This window comes from Streptomyces venezuelae (genome assembly GCF_008642275.1).
Lineage (GTDB): Bacteria > Actinomycetota > Actinomycetes > Streptomycetales > Streptomycetaceae > Streptomyces > Streptomyces venezuelae_E.
Window position 1 is genome coordinate 645607 of the sequence record NZ_CP029189.1, and the last position, 21969, is coordinate 667575.

Annotated in this window: 22 protein-coding genes; 13 read left to right on the plus strand and 9 right to left on the minus strand. The window is 73.0% G+C overall.

Annotation, left to right across the window (positions count from 1 at the left end; translation table 11 throughout):
- Positions 1-63: 63 nt before the first annotated feature.
- From DEJ51_RS02880 to DEJ51_RS02890, 3 genes are read right to left on the minus strand one after another with little or no spacing between them, the layout of a single operon-like run.
- Entirely contained in the window at positions 64-1158 is a 1095-nt protein-coding gene (locus tag DEJ51_RS02880) for a threonine aldolase family protein (RefSeq protein WP_051773584.1), read from the minus strand.
- Positions 1137-1898 (minus strand): SDR family NAD(P)-dependent oxidoreductase, encoded by a 762-nt coding sequence (locus DEJ51_RS02885; RefSeq protein ID WP_150255986.1) that lies wholly within the window; start codon positions 1896-1898, stop codon positions 1137-1139. The genes DEJ51_RS02880 and DEJ51_RS02885 overlap by 22 nt, the downstream gene beginning before the upstream one ends.
- Positions 1899-1924: 26 nt before the next feature.
- Positions 1925-3331 (minus strand): DUF6421 family protein, encoded by a 1407-nt coding sequence (locus DEJ51_RS02890; RefSeq protein WP_150255988.1) that lies wholly within the window; start codon positions 3329-3331, stop codon positions 1925-1927.
- 532 nt (positions 3332-3863) lie between these two features.
- Here DEJ51_RS02890 and DEJ51_RS02900 point away from each other — a divergent pair.
- Complete coding sequence (locus tag DEJ51_RS02900; RefSeq protein WP_223835636.1) at positions 3864-4538, plus strand: PadR family transcriptional regulator; 675 nt, start codon at positions 3864-3866, stop codon at positions 4536-4538.
- 190 nt (positions 4539-4728) lie between these two features.
- Entirely contained in the window at positions 4729-5421 is a 693-nt protein-coding gene (locus DEJ51_RS02905; protein ID WP_150255989.1) for a glycerophosphodiester phosphodiesterase, read from the plus strand.
- Between the two features lie 60 nt (positions 5422-5481).
- Here DEJ51_RS02905 and DEJ51_RS02910 read toward each other — a convergent pair whose 3' ends face one another.
- A complete protein-coding gene (locus tag DEJ51_RS02910; RefSeq protein WP_150255991.1) occupies positions 5482-6021 on the minus strand; it encodes a GNAT family N-acetyltransferase in 540 nt (179 codons plus the stop codon).
- Between the two features lie 131 nt (positions 6022-6152).
- On the opposite strand from DEJ51_RS02910, the gene DEJ51_RS02915 reads away from it, so the two are divergent.
- The 4 genes from DEJ51_RS02915 (at position 6153) to DEJ51_RS02930 (ending at position 9206) form a co-directional block, all read left to right on the plus strand.
- Positions 6153-6707 (plus strand): DUF5134 domain-containing protein, encoded by a 555-nt coding sequence (locus DEJ51_RS02915; RefSeq protein ID WP_150255993.1) that lies wholly within the window; start codon positions 6153-6155, stop codon positions 6705-6707.
- A gap of 81 nt (positions 6708-6788) precedes the next feature.
- A complete protein-coding gene (locus tag DEJ51_RS02920; RefSeq protein ID WP_150255995.1) occupies positions 6789-7730 on the plus strand; it encodes a M56 family metallopeptidase in 942 nt (313 codons plus the stop codon).
- 66 nt (positions 7731-7796) lie between these two features.
- Positions 7797-8456: a phosphatase PAP2 family protein gene (locus DEJ51_RS02925; RefSeq protein WP_150255996.1), complete on the plus strand. Its 660-nt coding sequence runs from the start codon at positions 7797-7799 to the stop codon at positions 8454-8456.
- A gap of 102 nt (positions 8457-8558) precedes the next feature.
- Positions 8559-9206, plus strand: a complete 648-nt coding sequence (locus tag DEJ51_RS02930) for a TetR/AcrR family transcriptional regulator (protein WP_150255997.1) — start codon at positions 8559-8561, stop codon at positions 9204-9206.
- Between the two features lie 2 nt (positions 9207-9208).
- Here the strand turns inward: DEJ51_RS02930 and DEJ51_RS02935 are convergent, their stop codons facing one another.
- Positions 9209-10693 (minus strand): LVIVD repeat-containing protein, encoded by a 1485-nt coding sequence (locus tag DEJ51_RS02935; RefSeq protein WP_150255999.1) that lies wholly within the window; start codon positions 10691-10693, stop codon positions 9209-9211.
- Positions 10694-10769: 76 nt separating this feature from the next.
- Here DEJ51_RS02935 and DEJ51_RS02940 point away from each other — a divergent pair, with 76 nt between their 5' ends.
- The 4 genes from DEJ51_RS02940 (at position 10770) to DEJ51_RS02955 (ending at position 14577) form a co-directional block, all read left to right on the plus strand.
- Positions 10770-11462 (plus strand): DUF305 domain-containing protein, encoded by a 693-nt coding sequence (locus DEJ51_RS02940; RefSeq protein WP_411757279.1) that lies wholly within the window; start codon positions 10770-10772, stop codon positions 11460-11462.
- Between the two features lie 52 nt (positions 11463-11514).
- Positions 11515-12879 (plus strand): FAD-dependent oxidoreductase, encoded by a 1365-nt coding sequence (locus DEJ51_RS02945; RefSeq protein WP_150256000.1) that lies wholly within the window; start codon positions 11515-11517, stop codon positions 12877-12879.
- Between the two features lie 219 nt (positions 12880-13098).
- On the plus strand, positions 13099-13725 hold the full coding sequence (locus tag DEJ51_RS02950; protein ID WP_150256002.1) for a prealbumin-like fold domain-containing protein: 627 nt from the start codon (positions 13099-13101) through the stop codon (positions 13723-13725).
- A gap of 252 nt (positions 13726-13977) precedes the next feature.
- Entirely contained in the window at positions 13978-14577 is a 600-nt protein-coding gene (locus DEJ51_RS02955) for a hypothetical protein (RefSeq protein ID WP_150256004.1), read from the plus strand.
- Positions 14578-14750: 173 nt separating this feature from the next.
- Here DEJ51_RS02955 and DEJ51_RS02960 read toward each other — a convergent pair whose 3' ends face one another.
- The 3 genes from DEJ51_RS02960 to DEJ51_RS02970 form a co-directional block, all read right to left on the minus strand.
- Complete coding sequence (locus tag DEJ51_RS02960) at positions 14751-15098, minus strand: ArsR/SmtB family transcription factor (RefSeq protein ID WP_150256006.1); 348 nt, start codon at positions 15096-15098, stop codon at positions 14751-14753.
- A 138-nt stretch (positions 15099-15236) separates the two neighbouring features.
- Positions 15237-16337: an NADH:flavin oxidoreductase/NADH oxidase gene (locus DEJ51_RS02965; RefSeq protein ID WP_150256008.1), complete on the minus strand. Its 1101-nt coding sequence runs from the start codon at positions 16335-16337 to the stop codon at positions 15237-15239.
- A 74-nt stretch (positions 16338-16411) separates the two neighbouring features.
- The gene (locus DEJ51_RS02970; protein ID WP_150256010.1) at positions 16412-17734 is read right to left on the minus strand and encodes a wax ester/triacylglycerol synthase family O-acyltransferase; all 1323 of its coding nucleotides are present in this window, start codon (positions 17732-17734) and stop codon (positions 16412-16414) included.
- 225 nt (positions 17735-17959) lie between these two features.
- Between DEJ51_RS02970 and DEJ51_RS02975 the strand changes: the two genes are divergently transcribed.
- The 3 genes from DEJ51_RS02975 (at position 17960) to DEJ51_RS02985 (ending at position 20760) form a co-directional block, all read left to right on the plus strand.
- Complete coding sequence (locus tag DEJ51_RS02975) at positions 17960-19051, plus strand: WD40/YVTN/BNR-like repeat-containing protein (protein ID WP_150256012.1); 1092 nt, start codon at positions 17960-17962, stop codon at positions 19049-19051.
- Between the two features lie 11 nt (positions 19052-19062).
- On the plus strand, positions 19063-19740 hold the full coding sequence (locus DEJ51_RS02980; RefSeq protein WP_150256014.1) for a uracil-DNA glycosylase: 678 nt from the start codon (positions 19063-19065) through the stop codon (positions 19738-19740).
- Between the two features lie 105 nt (positions 19741-19845).
- The gene (locus DEJ51_RS02985) at positions 19846-20760 is read left to right on the plus strand and encodes a sirohydrochlorin chelatase (RefSeq protein ID WP_150256016.1); all 915 of its coding nucleotides are present in this window, start codon (positions 19846-19848) and stop codon (positions 20758-20760) included.
- A gap of 98 nt (positions 20761-20858) precedes the next feature.
- Here the strand turns inward: DEJ51_RS02985 and DEJ51_RS02990 are convergent, their stop codons facing one another.
- Positions 20859-21923: a lactonase family protein gene (locus DEJ51_RS02990; protein ID WP_150256017.1), complete on the minus strand. Its 1065-nt coding sequence runs from the start codon at positions 21921-21923 to the stop codon at positions 20859-20861.
- Positions 21924-21969: the final 46 nt, after the last annotated feature.

Sequence of the window (21969 nt, forward strand, 5' to 3'; positions counted from 1 at the left end):
TCGACCGTGAATCAATAGATTTACGGTCGAGGGAATTCTTATGCAGTTCTGCAGGCGCGTCGGCTAGCGCGCCAGCTCTTCCTTCAGGGCCTGGAGGAAGCCGTCCACGTCTTCTTCCTGGGTGTCGAAACCGCACATCCAGCGGACGTCGCCCGCGGCCTCGTCCCAGAAGTAGAAGCGGTAACGCTTCTGCAGCCGCCGCGAGACCTCGTGGGGCAGCCGCGCGAACACCGCGTTCGCCTGCACCGGGTAGAGGATCTCCACGCCGTCCGTCTCGCGCACACCGGCGGCGAGCCGCTGCGCCATCGCGTTGGCGTGCCGGGCGTTGCGCAGCCACAGGTCCTTGGCGAGCAAGGCCTCCAGCTGCACCGACACGAAGCGCATCTTCGACGCGAGCTGCATCGACATCTTGCGGATGTGCTTCATCTGCCGGACCGCGTCGGGGTTGAGCACCACGACCGCCTCGCCGAACATCATGCCGTTCTTGGTGCCGCCGTACGACAGCACGTCCACGCCGACCGCGTTCGTGAAGGCGCGCATCGGCACGTCGAGGGAGGCCGCGGCGTTGGCTATCCGGGCACCGTCGAGGTGGACCTTCATGCCGAGGCCGTGGGCGTGCTCGCAGATCGCCCGGATCTCGTCCGGGGTGTAGACCGTACCCAGCTCGGTGTTCTGGGTGATCGACACGACCTGCGGCATCGCCCGGTGCTCGTCCTCGAAGCCCCAGGCCTCCTGGTCGATCAGCTCGGGGGTGAGCTTGCCGTCCGGGGTCGGTACGGCGAGCAGCTTGAGCCCCGCCATCCGCTCCGGCGCGCCGCCCTCGTCCACGTTGATGTGGGCACTCTTGGCGCAGATCACCGCGCCCCAGCGGTCCGTCATCGCCTGGAGGGCGGTGACGTTCGCGCCGGTGCCGTTGAAGACCGGGAAGGCTTCCGCGTACGGCCCGAAGTGGCTGCGTATGACCTTCTGCAGGTGTTCGGTGTAGTCGTCCTCGCCGTAGGCGACCTGGTGGCCGCCGTTGGCGAGCGCGACGGCGGCCAGGACCTCCGGATGCACTCCCGCGTAGTTGTCGCTCGCGAAACCTCGCACCGCCGGGTCATGGTGGCGCCGGGCGTCGGTCTTTCCTGCCTCGGTCCTCACGGTTGCGGAGTGAGCCACAGACGCTGTCCGTTCACATCGATGGCGGGCCGCTCCCAGACGCCGGCGATGGCCTCGGCCAGCTCCGTCACGTCGGTGAAGCCCGCGAACTTCGCATTGGGACGCTCGGCGCGCATCGCCTCGTGCACCAGTGCCTTGATGACCAGGATCGCAGCTGCCGCTCCGGGGCCCTCGTCACCCCCCGCCTTGCGGAAGGAGTCCGCCATGGCCAGGGTCCAGGCCTCGGCCGCCGCCTTGCCCGCGTTGTACGCGGCGTTGTTGGCGACCGGCTTGTGCGCCCCGGACTGGCTGATCAGCACGTAGCGCCCGCGGTCGCTGCGCAGCAGCCCGTCGTGGAAGGCCAGCGAGGTGTGCTGGACCGTGCGGATGAGGAGCTTCTCCAGGAAGGTCCAGTCCGCGAGGTCCGCATCGGTGAAGGTCTTGCTGCCGCGCCAGCCGCCGACGAGGTGCACCAGGCCGTCGATCCGGCCGAACTCCTTCTCGGTCTGCTCGGCCCAGGCCTTGGTGGCGTCCAGGTCCAGCAGGTCCACGGTGTCACCGGTGATGGTGGCACCGCCGTGGGCGTAGCGTGCCGCGTCGACGGCCTCGGCGAGCCGCGCCGGATCGGCGTCGGACGCGATGACCACCGCACCCGCCTCGGCGAGGCGGAGCAGGGTGGCGCGGCCGGCGGGCCCGCCGGCCCCGGCCACCGCCACCACCGCTCCGTGCAGCTTTCCGTTGCCGTTCCCGGAGCCGTTCATCTGTGCAGCCTCCTGTGGGCGAGTGCTCACGCGGCGACCCGCTCGGCCTGATCCGCGTTCAGGGCCGTGATGCCCTTGGTCGCCGCGATCGTGCCCTTGAGCTTCTTGGCGAGCGCCTCAAAGAACATGCTGAGCGGAAACTCGTCCGGAAGCACGTCGTCCACGAGCTTGCGCGGCGGCTGCGTCATGTCCAGGGCGTCGGGGCCCTTGGCCCACTTGGAGCCCGGGTGCGGGGCGAGGTAGGTGGAGACCAGCTCGTACGCCTTGAACCAGTGCACGAGCTTCGGGCGGTCGATGCCGGCCCGGTACAGGTCCTCGATCTCGGCGCACAGCTGGTTGGTGACCTGCGGGGCGCGCATCCAGTCGATCTTCAGCTTGTTGTCCGTCCAGCGCACGACGTCGTGCTTGTGGAGGTAGGCGAAGAGCAGCTGGCCGCCGAGGCCGTCGTAGTTGCGGTTGCGGTCGCCGGAGACCGGGAAGCGGAACATCCGGTCGAAGAGGACGGCGTACTGCACGTCACGGCCGTGCTCGTTGCCCTCGGACTCCAGCTTCACGGCCTCCTTGAAGGCGGTGAGGTCGCAGCGCAGCTCCTCCAGGCCGTACATCCAGAACGGCTGGCGCTGCTTGATCATGAAGGGGTCGAACGGCAGGTCGCCGTGGCTGTGGGTGCGGTCGTGGACCATGTCCCACAGGACGAAGGCCTTCTCGCAGCGCTCCTGGTCCTCGACCATGCGGGCGATGTCCTCGGGCAGGTCGATGCCCAGGATGTCGACGGCGGCCTCGGTGACCTTGCGGTAGCGGGCGGCCTCGCGGTCGCAGAAGATGCCGCCCCAGGTGAAGCGCTCGGGGGCCTCGCGCACGGCGATGGTCTCCGGGAAGAGCACGGCGGAGTGGGTGTCGTAGCCCGGGGTGAAGTCCTCGAAGGTGATGCCGAGGAAGAGCGGGTTGTCGTACCGGGTGCGCTCCAGCTCGGCGAGCCACTCGGGCCACACCATCTTGAGCACGACGGCTTCCAGGTTGCGGTCCAGGTTGCCGTTCTGGGTGTACATGGGGAAGACGACGAGGTGCTGGAGCCCGTCGGCGCGCTCCGCGGCCGGGTGGAAGGCCAGCAGGGAGTCGAGGAAGTCCGGCACCTTGAAGTCGTCCGCGGCCCACTTGCGCAGGTCGGCGACGAGGGCCTTGTGGTACGCGGCCCCGTGCGGGAGCAGCGGCGACAGCGTCTCGACCCCCGTGATCACGCGTTCCACCGCGGCCAGGACGGTGGCACGGCCGTGCGCGCCCTCGACCTCGAAGTCGATGGAGCCGTCCTTGGCCTGCCAGGGCCGGATCTCCTCCACGGCGGCCTTGAGCTCGGGCCACGCGGGGTGGTCGACCACCCGCGCTCCAGCGGTTATCACGGCGCCGCCGGTACCGGGCACAAGAGTTTCCGTCATGTCACTTCCTCCACAGGAGAACCTCACGTATGGGCAGAGTATGCGCGCGAGGCTCTCCCCCTCAAGAGGGAACTCCGGAAATTATCCTGCCGCACCCCCCATTTCACCGGAAGTCTTCCCGTTCGTCGGCGCGGAACTGATCACTCCGCCCAATCGCGCCAAGGCCTGTCCGCCTTTCGGCCACCCTCCGGCCGGGCCGTGGCGGGCGCGGCCCGACGGGCGACAGAGGCGCACATCACACACGCCGGAAGGCCGGAATGCCCCTTTCGCCCTCCCGCCGACCGCTGCCGGTGATCCGCATGGCCCGCCCGGCGGCCCGCACCGGGCGGTCGGATTCAGAGGGCACGCACACGACGCCCCGGCCGGTGCGTATGGTGTTCGTCCTGGCCGCGACCCAGGTCAGGGAGGACTCGGGGGAGGTCATGTGCGCGTACCACTTGAGCGCGTGGTGCCCGACCGCCCGGATCCGGTCGAATCCCTCGCGTCCGTCGGGTCGGCAAGCCGAGCCTCGAAGATCACGGAGAATTCCACTGTGCCTCCAGGGTTGCGCCGCGTACCCGGTCTCACTTCCCTCGGGAACACGACCGGCCGTCAGGAGCCGAAGCGGCAGGAGCTGCCGCCGACCGCGTGGGCCGTTCTGGGTCTGCTCTCCTTCCCCGGCGAGCGGACCGGCTACGAGCTGAAGAAGTGGGCGGACTCCTCCCTGCGCTTCTTCTACTGGTCACCGGCCATCAGCCAGATCTACGCGGAGCTGCGCCGTCTGGAGGAACTGGGCTACGCGGCCTCCGTGCGCTCGGGGCCCGAGGAGGCACGGGCCAAGCGGCGCTACGCCATCACCGACGCGGGGCGCGAGGCGCTGGCCGGCTGGGCCGCCGACACCGGCGAGGCCGGTCCCCCCGTGCTCAAGCACGGGCTGCTGCTGCGGATCTGGCTCGGCCATCTGGCCGAGCCGGAGCGGCTGCGTGCCATGGTCGGCGAGCACCTGGAGCGGACCCGGGGCGAGCTGGCCGCCGTACGGGAAGCCATGGAGCATGCGGCCGGCGTACCGGAATGGACCTTCCCGGCCCTCGCGCTGCGCTGGAGCGAGCGGCAGCACCTGGCCGAACTGGAGCTCTCCGAGGCCCTGCTCGCCGACCTGGAGGAGCTCGCCGCGGCCCGGCAGGACCCGGGCCGTCAAGGCGGTGGGGACGCGCCCACGCCCGGGTGACGCGTCAGGCACGGCACCGGTGCCGGTGGGGCGCACAACCCCGGCGGGAAGCGGCCGGGGCGCTCCTCGGGGGCCTTGCACGCCCGGTCCCTTCGCACCCGCGGCGCACTAGCATGCGACCTCATCGCGCGCGGCCGGTCGGGACACCGAAGCCGCGCGGGGAGCCGCCGTCGACGGAAGCGAGAGAACCTTGACTTTCCTCACCATCGGTCACCGCGGGGTCATGGGTGTCGAACCGGAGAACACCCTGCGGTCGTACCTCCGAGCGGAACGTTGCGGAATGGACGTCATCGCTCTGGATCTGCGTCTGAGCAAGGACGGAGCCCTCGTCGCCGTGCACGACCCCGAGGTGGACCGGACCACCGACGGCTCGGGGGCCGTCGCCGATCTGACCCTGGCCGAGCTGCGCGGGCTGGACGCCGGCCAGGGCGAGCACGTGCCGGTTCTGGAGGAGGTGCTGGACGCGGTCCGGGTGCCGCTCCAGGCCGTCGTCGCCGACCTGGCCACCGCCGCGGTGCTCGCGGCGCTGATCCTGCGCCACGACCTCACCTCCCGGGCGGAGGTGGCCTCCGCCCAGGAGGCGGTGCTCGCCGAGACGGCCCGGCTGGTGCCGGGCGTACGGACCGTCCTGTACGCGGCCTCCCCCCACGGCGAAGCCGGGTCCGCCGTGGACCGGGCGCTGGCCGCCGGCGCCGCGACGATCGCCGTGGACATCCGCCGGCTGAGCCTGGAGACCGTGGACTCGGCACATGCGGCGGGCCTGCGCGTGACCGGCCGGGCGGTCGACTCGCTGGACCTGCTGCGGCTCGCCCGGGCCCTCGGACTGGACGGCGCGGCCACGGACTTCCCGGAGGTCCGCAGCACCGGCCGCTTCACCGCCTGACGGCGGCGGCCCGGCCCCGGTCCGTGCTCCTCGGGGTCCGGCCCCGGCCGGGGCCCCGGCTCAGAGCGACTTGACCAGCAGCTCGAAGGCCAGGTCGTCGCGGAGCGGGACGCCGAAGCGCTCGTCACCGTAGGGGAAGGGGCTCAGCTCGCCGGTGCGCCGGTAGCCGCGGCGCACGTAGTACGCGATGAGCTCCTCGCGTACGTGCACCACCGTCATCCGCATCTCCTTGGCGCCCCAGGTCTCGCGGGCGCGGCGCTCGGCCTCGGCCAGGATCTCCTTGCCGAGGCCCGCGCCCTGGAGGCCGGGGCGGACGGCGAACATCCCGAAGTAGACGTGGTCGTCGCGGTGTTCGAGCTGGCAGCAGGCGACGAGCTCGCCCGCGCGCTCGACGACGAGCAGGACCCCGTCCGGGGCGGCGATGACGGCGCGGACCCCGTCCTGGTCGGTGCGCTGCCCGTCCAGGTAGTCGGCCTCGGTGGTCCAGCCGGCCCGGCTCGCGTCCCCGCGGTAGGCGGACTCGACGAGTTCCACCAGTTCCGGCACGTCCGCCTCGACGGCGCTTCGGAAACTCAGGGCGGCGGGCTGGGCGGTCGACATCGGGGCGCTCCGTTCAGTGCGGCGGCATATGACATGCCTGGAAGGCAGGGAGAGCGTATCCCGGAGCCGCGTGAGGGTGGTGTGAGAGGGGCATCTCTCCCCGTGACGCCGACGAACCGGGAGGTTCCGCCGTGCACGGTTCCGCCACTTCCCCCACCACGTCCCTCTCCTCCTGGCTGCTGGTGCTGCTGTGCACGGTGAGCGGGGCGTACTGCCTGCGGCGGGCGCGGGGTTCGGACGCCGGCGCCGCCGGGGAGGCCGTGATGGGGTTCGGGATGGCCCTGATGGCCGTGCCCCTCGGCGGGCGCGGTGACGGCTGGCGGACGCCGGTGCTGGGTGTGGTCTTCTGCGGAGCGGCCCTGCACGCCCTGTGGCTGCTGCGGGGCGGACCGCACCACGCGCACCACCTGGTGGGTTCACTGACGATGGCCTACCTGACCCTGATGACCGGGCCCGGGTCGGAACACGGGCAGGCGCATGCCCAGGCCGCCGGGCCGCCCTTGCTGACGGGCGCGCTGCTCCTCTACTACGCCGGGTACGTGATGCTCGGCGGAACCAGGCTGATCACCGCGGGCGACGCCGTCTCCGCGCGCCCGGCACCCGGCCGGGGCGGACCGGCCGAACTCGTCCGCGCCTGCCGACTCGCCATGGGAATCGGGATGTTGGCCATGCTCCTCATGATGTGACGGCGCCGGCGGACGTGTCCTGCGTCACCAATGGCCCGAGGGCGTACCCGCAGGTAGTCCCCCGCTCATAGGCTGGCGCACATGATGGTCCCCGCCGTTCTCCTGTTGCTCGGCGCCCTGACCGCGGTGCTCGCCCCCCGTCTGCTGGCCCGGGCCCGATGGCCCGAGCGTGAGCCGGTCGTCGCCCTGTGGGTGTGGCAGTGCGTGGTCGGCGCCGTGCTCCTGTGCTTCGGACTGTCGATGCTGCTCAGCGCGGCGGCCGCCTGGCAGGCGGTACGGGGCCGGCTGTTCGCCTCCGCCCCGCACGGGGTGGTCGACGCCTACGCGCTGGGAGCGGCCGGCGGGCCCTGGGCGGCCTTCACCGCGCTCGCGCTGGCGGGCGGCGGGCTGTGGACCGGGGCGATGCTGGCCGGCGAGGTGCTGCGGGCGCGGGCCCGGCGGCGTGCGCAGGGCAGCGAACTGCTGGTACGGGCCCCGCTGCTGCCCGGCGAGGACCCGGCGGGCGCGCGGCTCGTCGTACTGGAGGGACCCCGGCCGGACGCCTGGTGGCTGCCGGGGGCGGCCCCGCAGCTGGTGGTCACGACGGCGGCGCTGGGCCGGCTGAAGGGCAGCCAGCTGGACGCCGTCATGGCGCACGAGCAGGGGCACGCGGCGGCCCGGCACGACTGGCTGCTGCACTGTTCGCGGGCGCTGGCCCGGGGCTTCCCGCAGGTTCCGGTCTTCGCGGCCTTCGAGGCGGAGATGCACCGGCTGGTGGAACTGGCCGCCGACGACATGGCCTCCCGGCGGTTCGGACGGCTGACGGTCGCGCTGGCGCTGGTCGGACTGAACGAGGACCGGGGGGTGTTCGGGGTCTCCTCGCCCGAGCACGCGCACGTTCCGCAGCGGGTGCGCAGGCTGCTTTCGGCGGTCCCCCGGCTGTCGCCGGGACGGCGGCTGTGGTTGACGGCGCTGGCCACGCTGGTCCCCGCGATCCCGCTGGCCGTGGCTTTCGTACCGGGTCTGAGCGCCCTCGCCCTCTAGATACGCCCCGGCCCCGCCCGGCGCTGCCCACCGCCGCCGGGTGGGCAGCGGTGCGAGGATCGCAGCATGCGGAACGATCACTTTCGGTGGACGGGCGTCGGCTGCGCGCTGCTCGGAGCGGCCCTGACGGCGCTGGTGGTCGCGCAGTGGCAGCCACTGCTCGCCTACGACGAACGGGTCGCCCGCGACCTCCACGCCCACGCCGTCGCCCACCCCGGGGTCACCCGGCTGATGCGGGTGCTCAGCGACTGGGTGTGGGACCCCTGGACCATGCGGGCGCTGGCGGCCGCCGCGTGCGCGCTGCTGTGGTGGCGGGGCGACCGGGGCCGGGCGCTGACGGTGGCCCTGGTGACGGTGGCGGCCTCGGTACTGCAGCAGGGGCTGAAGGCCCTGGTGGGGCGGGAGCGCCCGGTATGGCCGGATCCGGTGGACTCGGCGCACTACGCGGCCTACCCGTCCGGCCACGCCCTGACGGCGACGGTGGTGTGCGGACTGCTCCTGTGGCTGCTCCACCGGCCCGCCCGGGGCGTGGTGCCGGTGGCCTGGGTGGTCACCGCCTGGGTGGTGGCCGTGGTCTCGGTGCTCGGGGTCGGCTTCACCCGGGTGTACCTCGGGGTGCACTGGCCGTCTGACGTGCTGGCGGGCTGGCTCCTGGGAGTGGCCCTGGTGGCTGTCGCGGCCTCCGTGCCCGTCCGGGAACGCGGCTGCGACCCTGTGGAGCGGTGAGGGTACGGCGTGCCTGCCCTGGATGATCCCCCGTGTCACCCAGAGCAGGCGACCCCGTGCGCTGAGTATATTGGCCAAGAGCCAGTCAACGCAGGAGTAAGCATGTCCCCGCGCAGCGCATCGGTCAATGAAGAATTGCGCAGACGTTCCCGGGAGCGGCTGCTGCAGTCCGCGGTCGAACTCGTGGCCGAGCGCGGCTACGAAGCCACGACCCTCGGCGACGTCGCCGAACGGGCGGGCGCGGCGCGCGGCCTGGTCTCGTACTACTTCCCGGGCAAACGGCAGTTGCTGCAGTCCGCGGTGCACCGGCTGATGCACCTCACCCTGTACGCCGCTCTGGAGCGGGAGCCCCGCAGCGAGTGCGGGCGGGAGCGGCTCGCACGTGCCGTCGACGCGATCCTGGGACTCGCCCGGGACGAACCCCTGCTGATGCGCACCCACATGGCGGGCATCCTCACGGCCGAGGGCTTCGTGCAGTGCCCCGAGCAGCAACGACTGGCGGAGCTGCTGCGGGACACCGTCGTCCGCTACGGCTCGGCGGACCCCGAGGCGGACTATCCGCTGCTGCGGGCCCTGTTGATGGGCGCGGTGGTGGCGATCCTGCTGCCCGGCGCCCCGATGCCGGCCCGGCGGCTGCGGGCCGAACTGTTCCAGCGCTACGGGCTGGACTGGGAGCTCGGTGTTCCGCCGGACGGCGGGCCGCCCGGCGGAACCTTCCCCTCACAGCCTTCGCACCCCGCGCACAGCTGAGGTCAGTGGTACTCGGGCTGGGTCTGCACGTTGAGCCGCTCCATCCGCACCCGCTCGGCGCTCTTGGTGCGCCGGTCGTCGAGCCGCAGCACGTCGAGGCCCTTGGCGATGTCGTTCGAGTAGATGTGCCCGTTGTAGTAGTACGCCGACCAGGACCCGCCGAGTCCGAGCTGGTCCGTCGTCAGCGGTCCGCGTTCGAAGTAGGCGATCTCCCGGGGCCGGGCGGAGTCGGTGAACTCCCATACGGAGACGCCGCCCTGGTACCAGGCCTGCACCATGATGTCGCGGCCGCCGCCGACCGGGACCAGTGAGCCGTTGTGGGCCACGCAGTTCTCGGTGTCGGCCTGGTGGCGCGGGATCTTGAAGTATCCGCGGAAGGTGAGTTTGCGCTGGTCCCCGCGGCCGGTGATGTCGTAGATCCCGTCGGCGCCGCGGTCGGGACCGGTCGCCTCGTTGCAGGTGGCGCCGGTGCCGCCGCCGAGCTCGTCGGTGAACACCACCTTGTTCGCACGCTCGTTGAAGGTGGCCGAGTGCCAGAACGCGAAGTTCACGTTGTCCTGGACCCGGTCGATGACCCGCGGCCGTTCGGGCCTGCTGATGTCGAAGAGGATGCCGTCACCCATGCAGGCCCCGGCGGCCAGGTCCTTGGACGGCAGCACGGTGATGTCGTGGCAGCCCGTGGTCTTGGAGACGCCCGGGTTGGTGGGCGCGCCCGGGTTTCCGCCGTCGGGGAAGAGGACCGGGAAGGCGACGACCGCGGCCTTCGTCGGCGCCTTCTTCGGGACCTTCACGACCGAGATGCCGTCGTGCGGCGGCTTGCAGTCGGGGAAGGCCTCGTTCGGGGAGTACGAGGCGACGTAGAGGTAGAGGTCGCGGTCACCGGGCACCAGGGTGTGGGTGTGTGAACCGCAGGCGGTCTCCACGGACTTGATGTACCTGGGGTTCTTCTTGTCCTTGATGTCGAAGATCTTGATGCCCTCCCACGAGGACTTCTCCGTGGCGGGCTGCGAGACGCTGTTGCAGGAGTCGTCGCTGCGCGAGGAGTCGGTGGAGAGGAAGAGCAGGTCACCGTGGACGGAGACGTCGTTCTGACCGCCGGGGCAGAGCACCTGGGTGACCGTCTTCGGCGCCTTCGGGTTCGCGATGTCGTAGATGGTGAAGCCGCTGTAGCTGCCCGCGTAGGCGTACCTGCCCTGGAAGGCCAGGTCGGTGTTGATTCCCGTGGGGTCGCTGCTGGGGATGTTGGCCAGGTGTTCGATGTTGGCGCTGTGCACGATCTCGTCCTGGCCGGGGATGTCGCCCGGGGCGAGTCCCCGGCCCTCGGCGAGGCCCGTGCCGTGCTGATGCGCGCTGCCGGGTGCTAAGTCGCCCGGGTCGGGGGTGGCGGCGGCCGGTCCGGCCGCCAGGAGCGTGGCGAGGAGCCCGGCCGCCGCGACGGCCGCCCCCACCCTCCTGTTCCGTACCCGCCTGGTGTGGAGCGAGGTCACTGTGCCCTCCCTTGAGAGCCCGATCGGCTCCGCCCGTGAGGGAGCGGAACCTGGACCCCGGCAGTATCTTCCCTTCATGGACATGGCAAAAGACCTCAGGGGCCGCCCCCGGGCCTTACCGGCGCCGCCCGTCCGGTTCGCCGCGGTGGTGGCGATGGCCGCCGGCCTGCTGCTGACGCTCTCCGGCTGCCAGGGGGACCGGGCACAGGACCGGGCCGACGACGGGCGGGCCACGGTCGTCGCGCCGGGCAGACCGGGCGAGAAGGCCCGCCACCTCACCCCCGAAGAGGCGGCCCGGGCGAAGCCGGACGACAGCCCGAACGCCGCCGACCAGGCGTACGTGTCGCGCATGATCGAACACCACCGGCAGGCGCTGACGATGAGCGCACTGGCGCCGGAGCGGGCGGCCGCCGACCCGGTCAAACGGCTGGCGGAGCGGATCACGGCGGCCCAGAAGCCGGAAGTGGGCGCGATGGAGAAGTGGTTGGCCCTGCACCCCGCGGCGGGTGCCGGAGGGCACGCGGCGGGCCACGACCACGGCGCGATGCCGGGCATGGCCACCGACGAGCAGCTGCGGGAACTGACCGGGGCCCACGGGACCGACTTCGACCGGCTCTTCCTCGCCCTGATGACCGCCCACCACGAGGGAGCCGTGAAGATGGCCGGCGAGGTCCTGGCGGGCGGGAACAACGTCGCGGTGGAGGAGATGGCCACCGAGGTGGTGGCCACGCAGAGCGCCGAGATCCACCGGATGCGCACGATGGGCTGACGCCCCGGGGGGCCGGTGTCATGCTGGGACCACCTGCGGGAGGAGCTCCGCCGTGCTTCGAGTCGCCGTTGTCGGATCGGGCCCCAGCGGGGTCTACGCGGCCCAGACGCTGGTGCAGCAGCGCGAGGTGCCCGGGGTACGGGTGGACGTGCTGGACCGGCTCCCCGCCCCCTACGGGCTCGTCCGGTACGGGGTCGCCCCGGACCACGAGAAGATCAAGTCGCTCCAGGGCAGCCTGCGCACCGTGCTGGAGGACGAGCGGATCCGCTTCCTCGGCAACGTCGAGGTCGGCGGGAACGCACTGCCCACGGAACGGCTGCTGGAGCTGTACCACGCGGTCGTGTACTGCGTGGGCGCGGCCCGCGACCGGATGCTGGGGATCCCCGGGGAGGAACTGACCGGGGTGCACTCCGCCACGGCCTTCGTGTCCTGGTACAGCGGGCACCCGGACGCCGCCGCACAGACCTTCGGCCTGCCCGGCGTGGACACGGCGGTGGTGGTCGGCGCGGGCAACGTCGCCGTGGACGTGACGCGGATCCTCGCCCGGGGCACGGCCGAACTGACGCCGACGGACATGCCGCAGCCGGCGCTCGGCGCGCTCGCGGAGAGCAGGGTGCGCACGGTGTCGATGGTCGCCCGGCGCGGTCCCTCGCAGGGCCGGTTCACCACCAAGGAGCTCCGCGAACTGGGCACGCTGCCGGAGGTGGACGTCCGGGCCGATCCGGCCGAACTGGCCCTCGACCCCGTGTACGGCGACCCGGCTGCGGCCGCCGCCCTGCCCGCGGTGGCCCGGCGGAACCTGGAGGTGCTGCGCGGCTGGGCGCAGGCGGATCCGGCCGGGCGGCCGCGCCGCGTCGCACTGCGGTTCTACCTGCGGCCGGTGGAGGTCCTGGGCGGGCCGGACGGCCGCGTCACCGGGATGCGCTTCGAGCGCACCGCCCCGGACGGCCGGGGCGGGGTGACCGGAACGGGTGTGTACGAGGACGTCGAGGCGCAGCTGGTGCTGCGCTCGGTGGGGTACAGGGGCGTTCCGCTCGCCGGGCTGCCCTTCGACCCCGCGAAGGGCACGGTCCCGCACGCGGCGGGCCGGGTGGTGCGCGCGGGCCGGGCCTCGCTCGGCGAGTACGTGGCGGGCTGGATCAAGCGCGGCCCGACCGGGGTGATCGGCACGAACCGGCCCTGCGCCAAGGAGACCGTGTCCTCGCTGCTCCAGGACGCGGGGGCACTGGTCCGGCGCGACCTCCCGGACGACCCGCTGAACGCCCTGCGGGCGGCGGGTCTGCGCCCGGTCCGGTGGCCGGGCTGGCTGGCCATCGAGGCGGCCGAGGCCGCTCTCGGCCGCTCCCTGGGCCGACGCTCCGTCAAGATCCCCGATTGGGCCGGCCTGCTGGCCGCGGCTGACCCGGACCGGTCGTAGGCCGGTTCCCGCGGGGCGGGGGTCCGGCAGCCCCCCGACCGGTCGGTGCCGCGCGGGACCGACGGCCGCGGGTGACGGCCCCGCCCGTCGCGGAGGTGCTTACGGGTGGTCATCCGGCCGCGATGCCCTCGTGCGGGGAGTGTCGCCGGGCCCGCCGGCACGCGCGGGCCGACCATGTCGCGGGAGCGAAACCCCGAAACGGCAAGCGGATGGAGCGTCATGGCACCGAACGGATTCCGCCGATCACGGGACGGATGGCGGGCCCGGGTCCTCGGAACGGCGACGGTGGCGCTGCTGCTGTCGACCCCCTCGTACGCGGCGGCGGCCGGGGCGGACCCGGCCGTGCGGAACCGGCCGGGCATCGCGAGCCCGGCCGCCGGGGGTGCCGCCCGGTGCCCGGACCACTGCGAGGGCCCCGGTCTGCCGCTCGGTGACGTCACGGTGGTCAAGGAGGACGCGATGACCGGCAACCCCCTGGGAGGCGCCGTCTTCCAGCTCTGGGAGGAGACCAACGGCATCCCGGGACTCCAGACCACCGGCAGCGACCCGGACACCTCCATCGGCGACACCTGTACCACCGCGGCGGACGGAACGTGCACCCGCACCCTGCCGACCGGCGTCTACTACTGGCAGGAGAGCCAGGCCCCGCCCGGCTACGACCTGCCCGTCAACCCGGTGTTCGGTGCCCTGGTGCTGACGCCGGAGAACATCGCCGAAGGCGTGACGGTGACCGCCGAAAACACGGCCACGCCGGTGACCGTCGGCGGGGTCGCACCGCCCGCCCGCACGGACCGGGTCGGGGAGGTGGGCAGGGCTTCGTGCCGCTCGACCGTGTCGGCCCGCTGAGGCCTCCATCGGAGCTCTCGGACATCGAGGCCACGTCGGGTCGCGTCGCGTCGGGTCGGTCAGGTCGGGTCGGGTCGGTCCAACTGCCATCTGCGACGACACTGTTCGCGTTCCGGTCGATCTGCCAGGTGGCCTTGGCGGGGTGTCACCCGTGCGAGCCACGTTGCCTGAATCGGCGTTTCCCTCCCCTCGCGGCGTCATCCCGGTCGGGCAAGATCCTTCCCTCGGTACACCCCTACGGAAAGGAAGCCCGTGACGCACCACATGCTGACCGGCGTCAAGCGCCTGGCACGGCACCGCAACCGGATCGCCCTGGTCTCAGCGACCGCCGTCCTGGGAACCCTGCTCGCCGGCGGCCCGGCATCGGCCGCGACAGGACCGGACATCGCCGTCTCCCTGGCCCTGGACTCGCCGCGGCAATGGGAGCCGAACACCGTCCTCGGGGGGTCCGGCCGCGGCTGGATCACGAACACCGGGGACACCGCCATCCCCGCGGGCGTCAAGGTGTACTTCACTGTCCGCAATCTCGCCGTACCCCCCTTGATCTGCGCACACAACGACTCCAGCAGGATGTGCAGCGAAATCCACGCCACCGGTGTGCTCGGCGGGGAAGGCACCACCGCGGTGCCCGCCCCCGTCATCGACAATGCCGTCCCTCCATGGATGATCATCACCACCAGAGACCTCGCCCCCGGCGAAGCGGTCACGTACCGCTGGACCGTCGGCCACTACGCGCCGTGGCACCGTGTGGCAGGGGTCGCATCGGTGAACTCCTTGCCCCCGGGGATCACCGACGTCGACGAGAGCAACAACACCGCCACCGTCGCGAGGCAGAACGGCACCGGCTTCTGACCGTCGAGGACGGCCGATCCGGGACAGAGGCCCCGCGCAAGCGCTCGGGGAGCGGTCACCGTACCCGCTCCCCGAACGGGAGCCTCTGCGGCCGACGCGGCCCGCGGGGAGGGTGCGACGCATGCGCGCCTCGACCGCGGCCGGCGGTTCGCACCGGCAAGGGGCACGGACCTCTAGGCGGTGAGCCGGGCCGCCTCGGCCGCAGCCGCCGCCAGGACGCTGTCGAGGAGCCCGGGGAAGAGCGCTTCCAGCTCCTCCCGGCGCAGGGCGTTGAGCTTGGTGGTGCCGCGGTAGGCCTGGTGCACGACGCCGCTCTCGCGCAGGACGCGGAAGTGGTGGGTGGTCGTGGACTTGGTGACCGGCAGGTCGAAGGACGAGCAGGCCAGGTCCTCGGCCGAGGCGGCCAGGTCCAGGACGATGGACAGCCGGACCGGGTCGGAGAGCGCGTGCAGCACGCCCTCCAGGCGGATCTCGCCCGCCTCGGGGTGGGCGAGGGCGCGGGAGGCGTCCCGTTCCGTCATGTCCCTGCTCCACTCACTCGATCGGTCCTCTCCGGATGCCACGGGCCCCATCGTACGAGAGTCGTCGAAGGAGGCGGGCGGGTCGTGGAGACCGGCGGTACGGCTCCGGGGCGGGCCCGCCCCGGAGCCGTGGCCGCGTCACCAGGAACGGTGGTACTGCTCGGGCGTACGGACCTCCCCGCCCAGTTCCTTGGCGGCGCGGCGGGCCCAGTACGGGTCGCGGAGCAGTTCCCGGCCCAGCAGAACGGCGTCGGCCTCCCCGTTGGCCAGGATCTTCTCGGCCTGCTCCGGTTCGGTGATCAGGCCGACGGCGGCCACCGGGAGGGCGGTCCCGGCCTTGACCTGCGCCGCGAACGGGACCTGGAAGCCCGGGCCGACGGGGATCCGCGCGTGCGGCGCGAGGCCGCCGGTGGAGACGTCGAGCAGGTCCACCCCGTGCGCCAGCAGGAGGTCCGCCAGCCGGACGGTCTCCTCGGCGGTCCAGCCCTCCTGCTCCAGCCAGTCGGTGGCGGAGATCCGGAAGAACAGCGGGAGCTCCTCGGGCCACACCGCCCGTACGGCGTCCACGACTTCGAGGGCGAAGCGGGTGCGGTTCTCGAAGGAGCCGCCGTACTCGTCGGTGCGCCGGTTGCTGAACGGGGAGAGGAACTCGCCGATGAGGTAGCCGTGGGCGCCGTGGATCTCCACGACCTCGTAGCCCGCGGCCAGCGAGCGCTCCGCGGCGGCCGCGAACTGGCCGGTGATCCCCCGGATCTCCTCGACCGTCAGCTCGTGCGGCACCGGGTGGTCCTCGGAGAACGGCAGCGCGCTCGGCGCGAGCGGCTGCCAGCCGTGTGCCTCGGGCCCGACCGGCCGCCCGCCCTTCCAGGTGCGGTCGGTGGAGGCCTTGCGGCCGGCGTGCGCGATCTGGATGCCGGGGACGGCGCCCTGGGCCTTGACGAAGGCGGTGATCCGGCGCAGCGCCTCCACCTGGGTGTCGTTCCAGATGCCGAGGTCGTAGGGGGAGATCCGGCCTTCCGGGGAGACGGCGGTGGCCTCCTGGACGATCAGCCCGGTGCCGCCGGTGGCGCGGGCGGCGTAGTGCGCGAAGTGCCAGTCGCCGGCCACGCCCGCGTTCGGGCCGAAGGCCTCGGCGCTGTACTGGCACATCGGGGCCATCCACACCCGGTTCGGGATGGTGACGGAGCGGAGCGTGTAGGGCGCGAACAGGGCGGCGAAGGCGGCGGGTGCAGCACTCATCGGGCTCTCCAGATACGACCGGGCATGCCGGGGCGACTAAGTACGAGAGACACCGTACTACGAATTTCCTCGTACTACGAGACCTCTCGTACAAGCTCGTCGAGTTCCGTGCGCAGCGCCGCGGCGAGGGCCGCCAGATCCGGCACGGCCGCCGCGTCGGCGACCAGTCCGTAGTGGACCGTCCCCTTGTACGTGGAGACCGCGACGGCCAGTGACTGCCCCCGGGCCAGCGGCGCGAGCGGGTACACCTCGCGGACCGGGCTGCCGCCGAGGGTGAAGGTGAAGCCCGGCAGCGGCACGCTGGTGACCAGGATGTCGAACAGCAGCCGGGCGGCCTGGGCCACGAGCGGGCCGCCGAGCCGGTGGCCGAGGGGGTGGACGTGATCGGCGAGCAGGGCCACGGCCCCCGCGCCGCGGGCGGGTCCGGCGTCCTTGTTGCGGTCCATCGCGGCGCGCACGCTGTCCAGCCGGCGCAGCGGATCGGATTCGGCGAGCGGCAGCCGGAGCAGATAGCCGGAGAGCCGGTTCCCCGCACCTCCCGAGCCACCGGGACCGCGGCGGCGGGACACCGGGATCAGCGCGCGCGGACCGGCGCCCCACGGTTCGGGGTCGCCCCGCTCCGCGAGCCAGCGTCGCAGCGCCCCCGCGACCAGGGCGATCAGCACGTCGTTGACGGTGCCGCCGGCTCCCTTGCGGACGAGGTTCACCTCGTCCAGGTCGAGGGCGAGGCCGGCGACCGCGCGGGCGCCGGAGCCCGCCGAGTCCGCGGTGAGGGCGGACGGCACTCCGAGCGGCAGTCCGGCGCGCGCCACGGCGGCGCCGATCTCCAGGGCCTGGCCGACGTCCTGGACCCGGGCCGCCAGCACCCCGGGGAGCCGGCGCAGGACCGAGCCGCCCCGCTGCTCGGGGACCGGGCGCGCGGGCGGCCGCGGGGCCGTCGCCTCGTCGAACAGGGTGGCCGCGAGGGCGAGCGCGCCCAGGCCGTCGGCGAGGGCGTGGTGGAACTTGAAGAGCACCGCGAAGGAGTCCGGATCGGGTCCGGCCAGCACGTGCGCCTCCCACGGCGGCAGGGCCCGGTCCAGCGGCCGGGCCATCAGCGGTCCGGCCGCGGCGTGCGGGACCCTCTCGTCAGTGCGGACGAGGAACACGTGCCGGGCGGGATCGAAGCCGGGGTCCGGCGACCAGGCGGCCGCGCCGACCGGCAGCAGCACGTCGCGGATCCGGCGGCGCAGGCGCGGCACGGCCGCGCAGCGGGCGGTGAGCAGGCGTGCGGCCCGCTCCGCGGCACCGGGTCCGGCGGCCCGGAAGACCGCGAGGGCACCCAGGTGCATGGGGTGGTCGGCGGATTCGATCCGCCAGAAGGCGAGGTCGAGCGGGGACAGGTGCTCGGTGGCCACATATGTCCTCTCGCGTGCGGCGGTAGTGACCTGAAGTCAACCCAGTGCGGACACCCGCATGCAAGCAGCAACCATTTCCAGGCGGTAAACGATCGGTATTGATCTGTCCATCAGCAGCTCCGCGCCGTCCGCCGGGTGACTGTCGCCGGGCAGGTGCAGACTGGCCGAAAAGATACTCCGCAAGGAACGCCCGCCGAGGGCGACGAGGTCCGGAGGTGCCCGGCCATGGCCGACGCAGTGCTGCTCGTGGGAACCCGCAAGGGACTCTTCATCGGCCGTCGCCGGGGCGATGGGCCCTGGGAGTTCGACGGGCCCCATTTCAACGCCCAGGCGGTCTACGCGGTCGCCGTCGACCGGCGGGGTCCGGCGCCCCGGCTGCTGGTCGGCGGGGACAGCGCGCACTGGGGGCCGTCCGTCTTCAGCTCCGACGACCTCGGAGCGACCTGGCGGGAGCCCTCCGCGCCCGCGGTGAAGTTCCCGAAGGACACCGGCGCCTCCCTGGAGCGGGTCTGGCAGCTGCAGCCGGCCGGCCCCGAGGCCCCGGGCGTGGTGTATGCGGGCACGGAACCGGCCGCGCTGTTCCGCTCGACCGACCGGGGCGACTCCTTCGAGCTGGTCCGCCCGCTCTGGGAACACCCGAGCCGCGGCAAGTGGGTACCGGGCGGCGGCGGCGAGGGCCTGCACACGGTGATCACCGACCCGCGGGATCCGGACGCCGTGACCGTGGCCGTGTCCACCGCCGGGGTGTTCCGGACCCGGGACGGCGGGGCCAGCTGGGCGCCGTCCAACCACGGGGTCTCGGCGGTGTTCCTGCCGGACCCGGACCCGGAGTTCGGCCAGTGCGTGCACAAGATCGCCCAGGACGCAGGGGACACGGACCGGCTGTACCTGCAGAACCACTGGGGCGTCTACCGCAGCGACGACGCGGGCGGCCGGTGGACCGACATCGGCGGCGGACTGCCCTCCGACTTCGGCTTCGCCGTCGCGGCCCATCCCCACCGGCCGGACACCGCCTACGTCTTCCCGCTCAACGCCGACTCCGACCGGGTCCCGGCCGAGCACCGGTGCCGGGTCTTCCGCACCCGGGACGCGGGCGCCACGTGGGAGCCGCTGGAGCGCGGACTCCCGGCCGGGGACCACTACGGCACGGTGCTCCGGGACGCCCTGTGCACGGACGACGCGGACCCGGCGGGCATCTACTTCGGCAACCGCAACGGGGAGCTGTACGCCAGCCACGACGACGGCGAGAGCTGGGAACTCCTCGCCGGGCACCTTCCCGACGTCCTGTGTGTCCGGGCGGCCACGTTGGGCCAGTAGAGTGATCCACCGTGGCAGCACGACCTTTGAACGAAATCGTCGAGCCGGGCTGGGCCCGCGCTCTGGAGCCGGTGGCGGGGCAGATCGCCGCCATGGGCGACTTCCTGCGGGCCGAGATCGCGGCGGGGAGGACGTACGTACCGGCCGGGGCCAATGTGCTGCGCGCCTTCCAACAGCCCTTCGACGAGGTCAAGGTGCTGATCGTCGGGCAGGATCCCTATCCCACGCCGGGACATGCCGTGGGCCTGTCCTTCTCGGTCGCCCCTGACGTACGGCCGGTACCGCCGAGCCTCGACAACATCTTCCTGGAGATGCACCGGGACATCGGCACCGGCCGCCCGGCGAACGGCGACCTGACCCCGTGGACCCGGCAGGGCGTCCTGCTGCTCAACAGGTCGCTCACGACCGCGCCCCGGCGCTCCAACGCGCACCAGGGCAAGGGCTGGGAGGCCGTCACCGACCAGGCCATCCGGGCGCTGGCCGCGCGCGGGAAGCCGCTGGTCTCCATCCTCTGGGGCCGGGCGGCCCGCAACCTGCGGCCGCTGCTCGGCGACCTGCCCGTCGTGGAGTCCTCGCACCCCTCCCCGAAGTCGGCCGACTACGGCTTCTTCGGCTCCCGGCCGTTCAGCCGGACGAACGACCTGCTGGTGGGCCAGGGTTCACAGCCTGTGGACTGGCGCTTGCCGTGAGTCAGTTGAACGTATCTGATATTCACCGGATAAATACGGACAGATGCCCCACTGGAAGGCCCTGCCCGAACACCTTGTTCCGATAAGCCAGTAGCATGCGGCGCCATGAGCTCCCCCACTGGGCCCGCAAATGGCCTGCCCGTACGAATGCCGCGACCCCGCCAGACCGGACGGCACCGCCGGCCCGAGCCCGCGGTGGCGCCCGAGGGCGCGCCCGCGCTGGTGCTCGCCGTGCCCGGTGCCCCCTCGGCCGCCTCGCGAGGGCTCGCGGAAGAGATCATCAGCATCGGCCGCTCCGAGCTGCCGGGCCTCGACGCCCGGATCGGCTTCCTCGAAGGTGACGACGACACCGAGTTCCCGTCCCTGTCCGGCGTGCTGACCGCCGTCGCGACGGAGCGCGTCGCGCGCGCGGAGTTCGCCCGCGCGGCTGGCCACGAGGTTCCCGCGCCGACCGGCCCGGACGCCGTGGTCGTACCGCTGCTGGCCGGCCCGGACAGCGACCTGCTGCGCCGGATGCGCCAGGCACTGATGGACTCCTCGGCGGCGGCCGAGCTGGCCGACGCGCTCGGCCCGCACCCGCTGCTCGCCGAGGGCCTGCACGTGCGCCTGTCCGAGGCGGGCCTGGCCCGCGCCGACCGCGCCCGGCTCTTCACCGTGACCACCGCCGCCGACGGCATCGTCCTGGCGACCACCGGCGGCGAGGAGGCCGTGCAGGCCGCCGGGATCACCGGCATGCTGCTGGCCGCCCGGCTCGCGGTGCCGGTCAAGGCCGCCGCGCTCGACCAGGAGGGTTCGGTGGCCGCGGTCGCCGAGCAGCTGCGCCGCGAGGGTTCCACGCTGCTCGCGCTCGCCCCGTACCTGATCGGCCCGGAGGCCGCCGACGGGCTCCTCGACACCGCCTGCAAGGAGGCGGACTGCGCCACCGCCGAGGTGCTCGGCGCCTACGGCGCGCTCGGCAAGCTGGCCGTCGCGCAGTACGCCGCGGCGCTCGGGATCGCCCAGGACGCCGCCGCACACTGACCCGGCCGTACGACGGGAAGGGCCCCCGGCGGCCACGGGAGACCGTGGCTCGCCGGGGGCCCTTCCGCATGCCCCGCGGCACGCGCCGCGCGCCCGCCTCAGCCGAGCACCACGCAGGTGGCCGCGGGGACGGCGAGCGAGCCGGCCCGGTGCGGCTGCCCGGTCAGCGGGTCCACCTCGAACCAGGTGACGTCCCCCGAACGCTCGTTGGCCGCGTAGAGCCGGTTCCCGGAGGGGGCGACGGCAAGATCGCGCGGCCACGCGCCACCGCAGTCCACGGCGCCGGTGAGCCGCGGCTTCCCGGGCCCGTCGGCGAGGGAGAGGGTCACGAGCGTGTCGGCCCCCCGGACGGCGGCCCAGACGAAGCGGCCGTCGGGCGAGGCGACGACGGCCGAGGGGTAGGCCCGTACGGCGCCTGAGGCGCCCCCGGAGGCCACCAGAACCTCGCCGACCGGTTCCAGTCGCCCGGACGTCCCGTTCCAGCGGCAGACGGTCACCTGCGGCTCCAGCTCGTGCAGTACGTAGGCCACGGCCCCCTCCGGATGGAAGGCGAGGTGGCGGGGACCGGTGCCGGCGCGCAGCGCGGTCTCGGAATGCACCCGCAGCACCCCTGTGGCCGGGTCGAGTGCGCAGACCCGTACCGAGTCGGTGCCGAGGTCCACGCTGAGCACCCAGCGGCCGGTCGGGTCGGGCAGCACCTGATGGGCGTGCGGGCCGTCCTGCCGGGAGGTGTCGGGGCCGGAACCCCGGTGCGGCAGGACGTGGGAGGGCCCGCCCGGGCGGCCGTCGGCGGCGAGCGGGAGGCTGCTGACGCTGCCGGAGGTGTAGTTGGCGGTGAGCAGTCCGCGTCCGGCCAGGCTGAGGTGGGTGGGACCGGAGCCTCCGACGCGCACGGGTGCGCCGAGGGGGTCGAGGCCCGTCGCGGTGGGCCGGAAGGCGGCGACGGCGCCCCGCTCGGTCTCGTTCACCGCGTAGAGCACGCCGGTGGAGCGGGAGAGCGCGAGGTACGAGGGGTCCTCGGCGGCGGCGACCGCGATCGGGGTCAGCGCCCCGGTCTTCGGGTCGACGGCCGCGGCGGTGATCCCCCGGCCGCCCGCCGAGGTGAACGAGCCGATGTAGGCCCGGGATTCGCCGTTCCGGTCCCTGCTGTCCCCGCCGCCCACGTCGTGCCCCTCTCACCGCTGCCGGATCCGTCCGGAGCCGACCGTA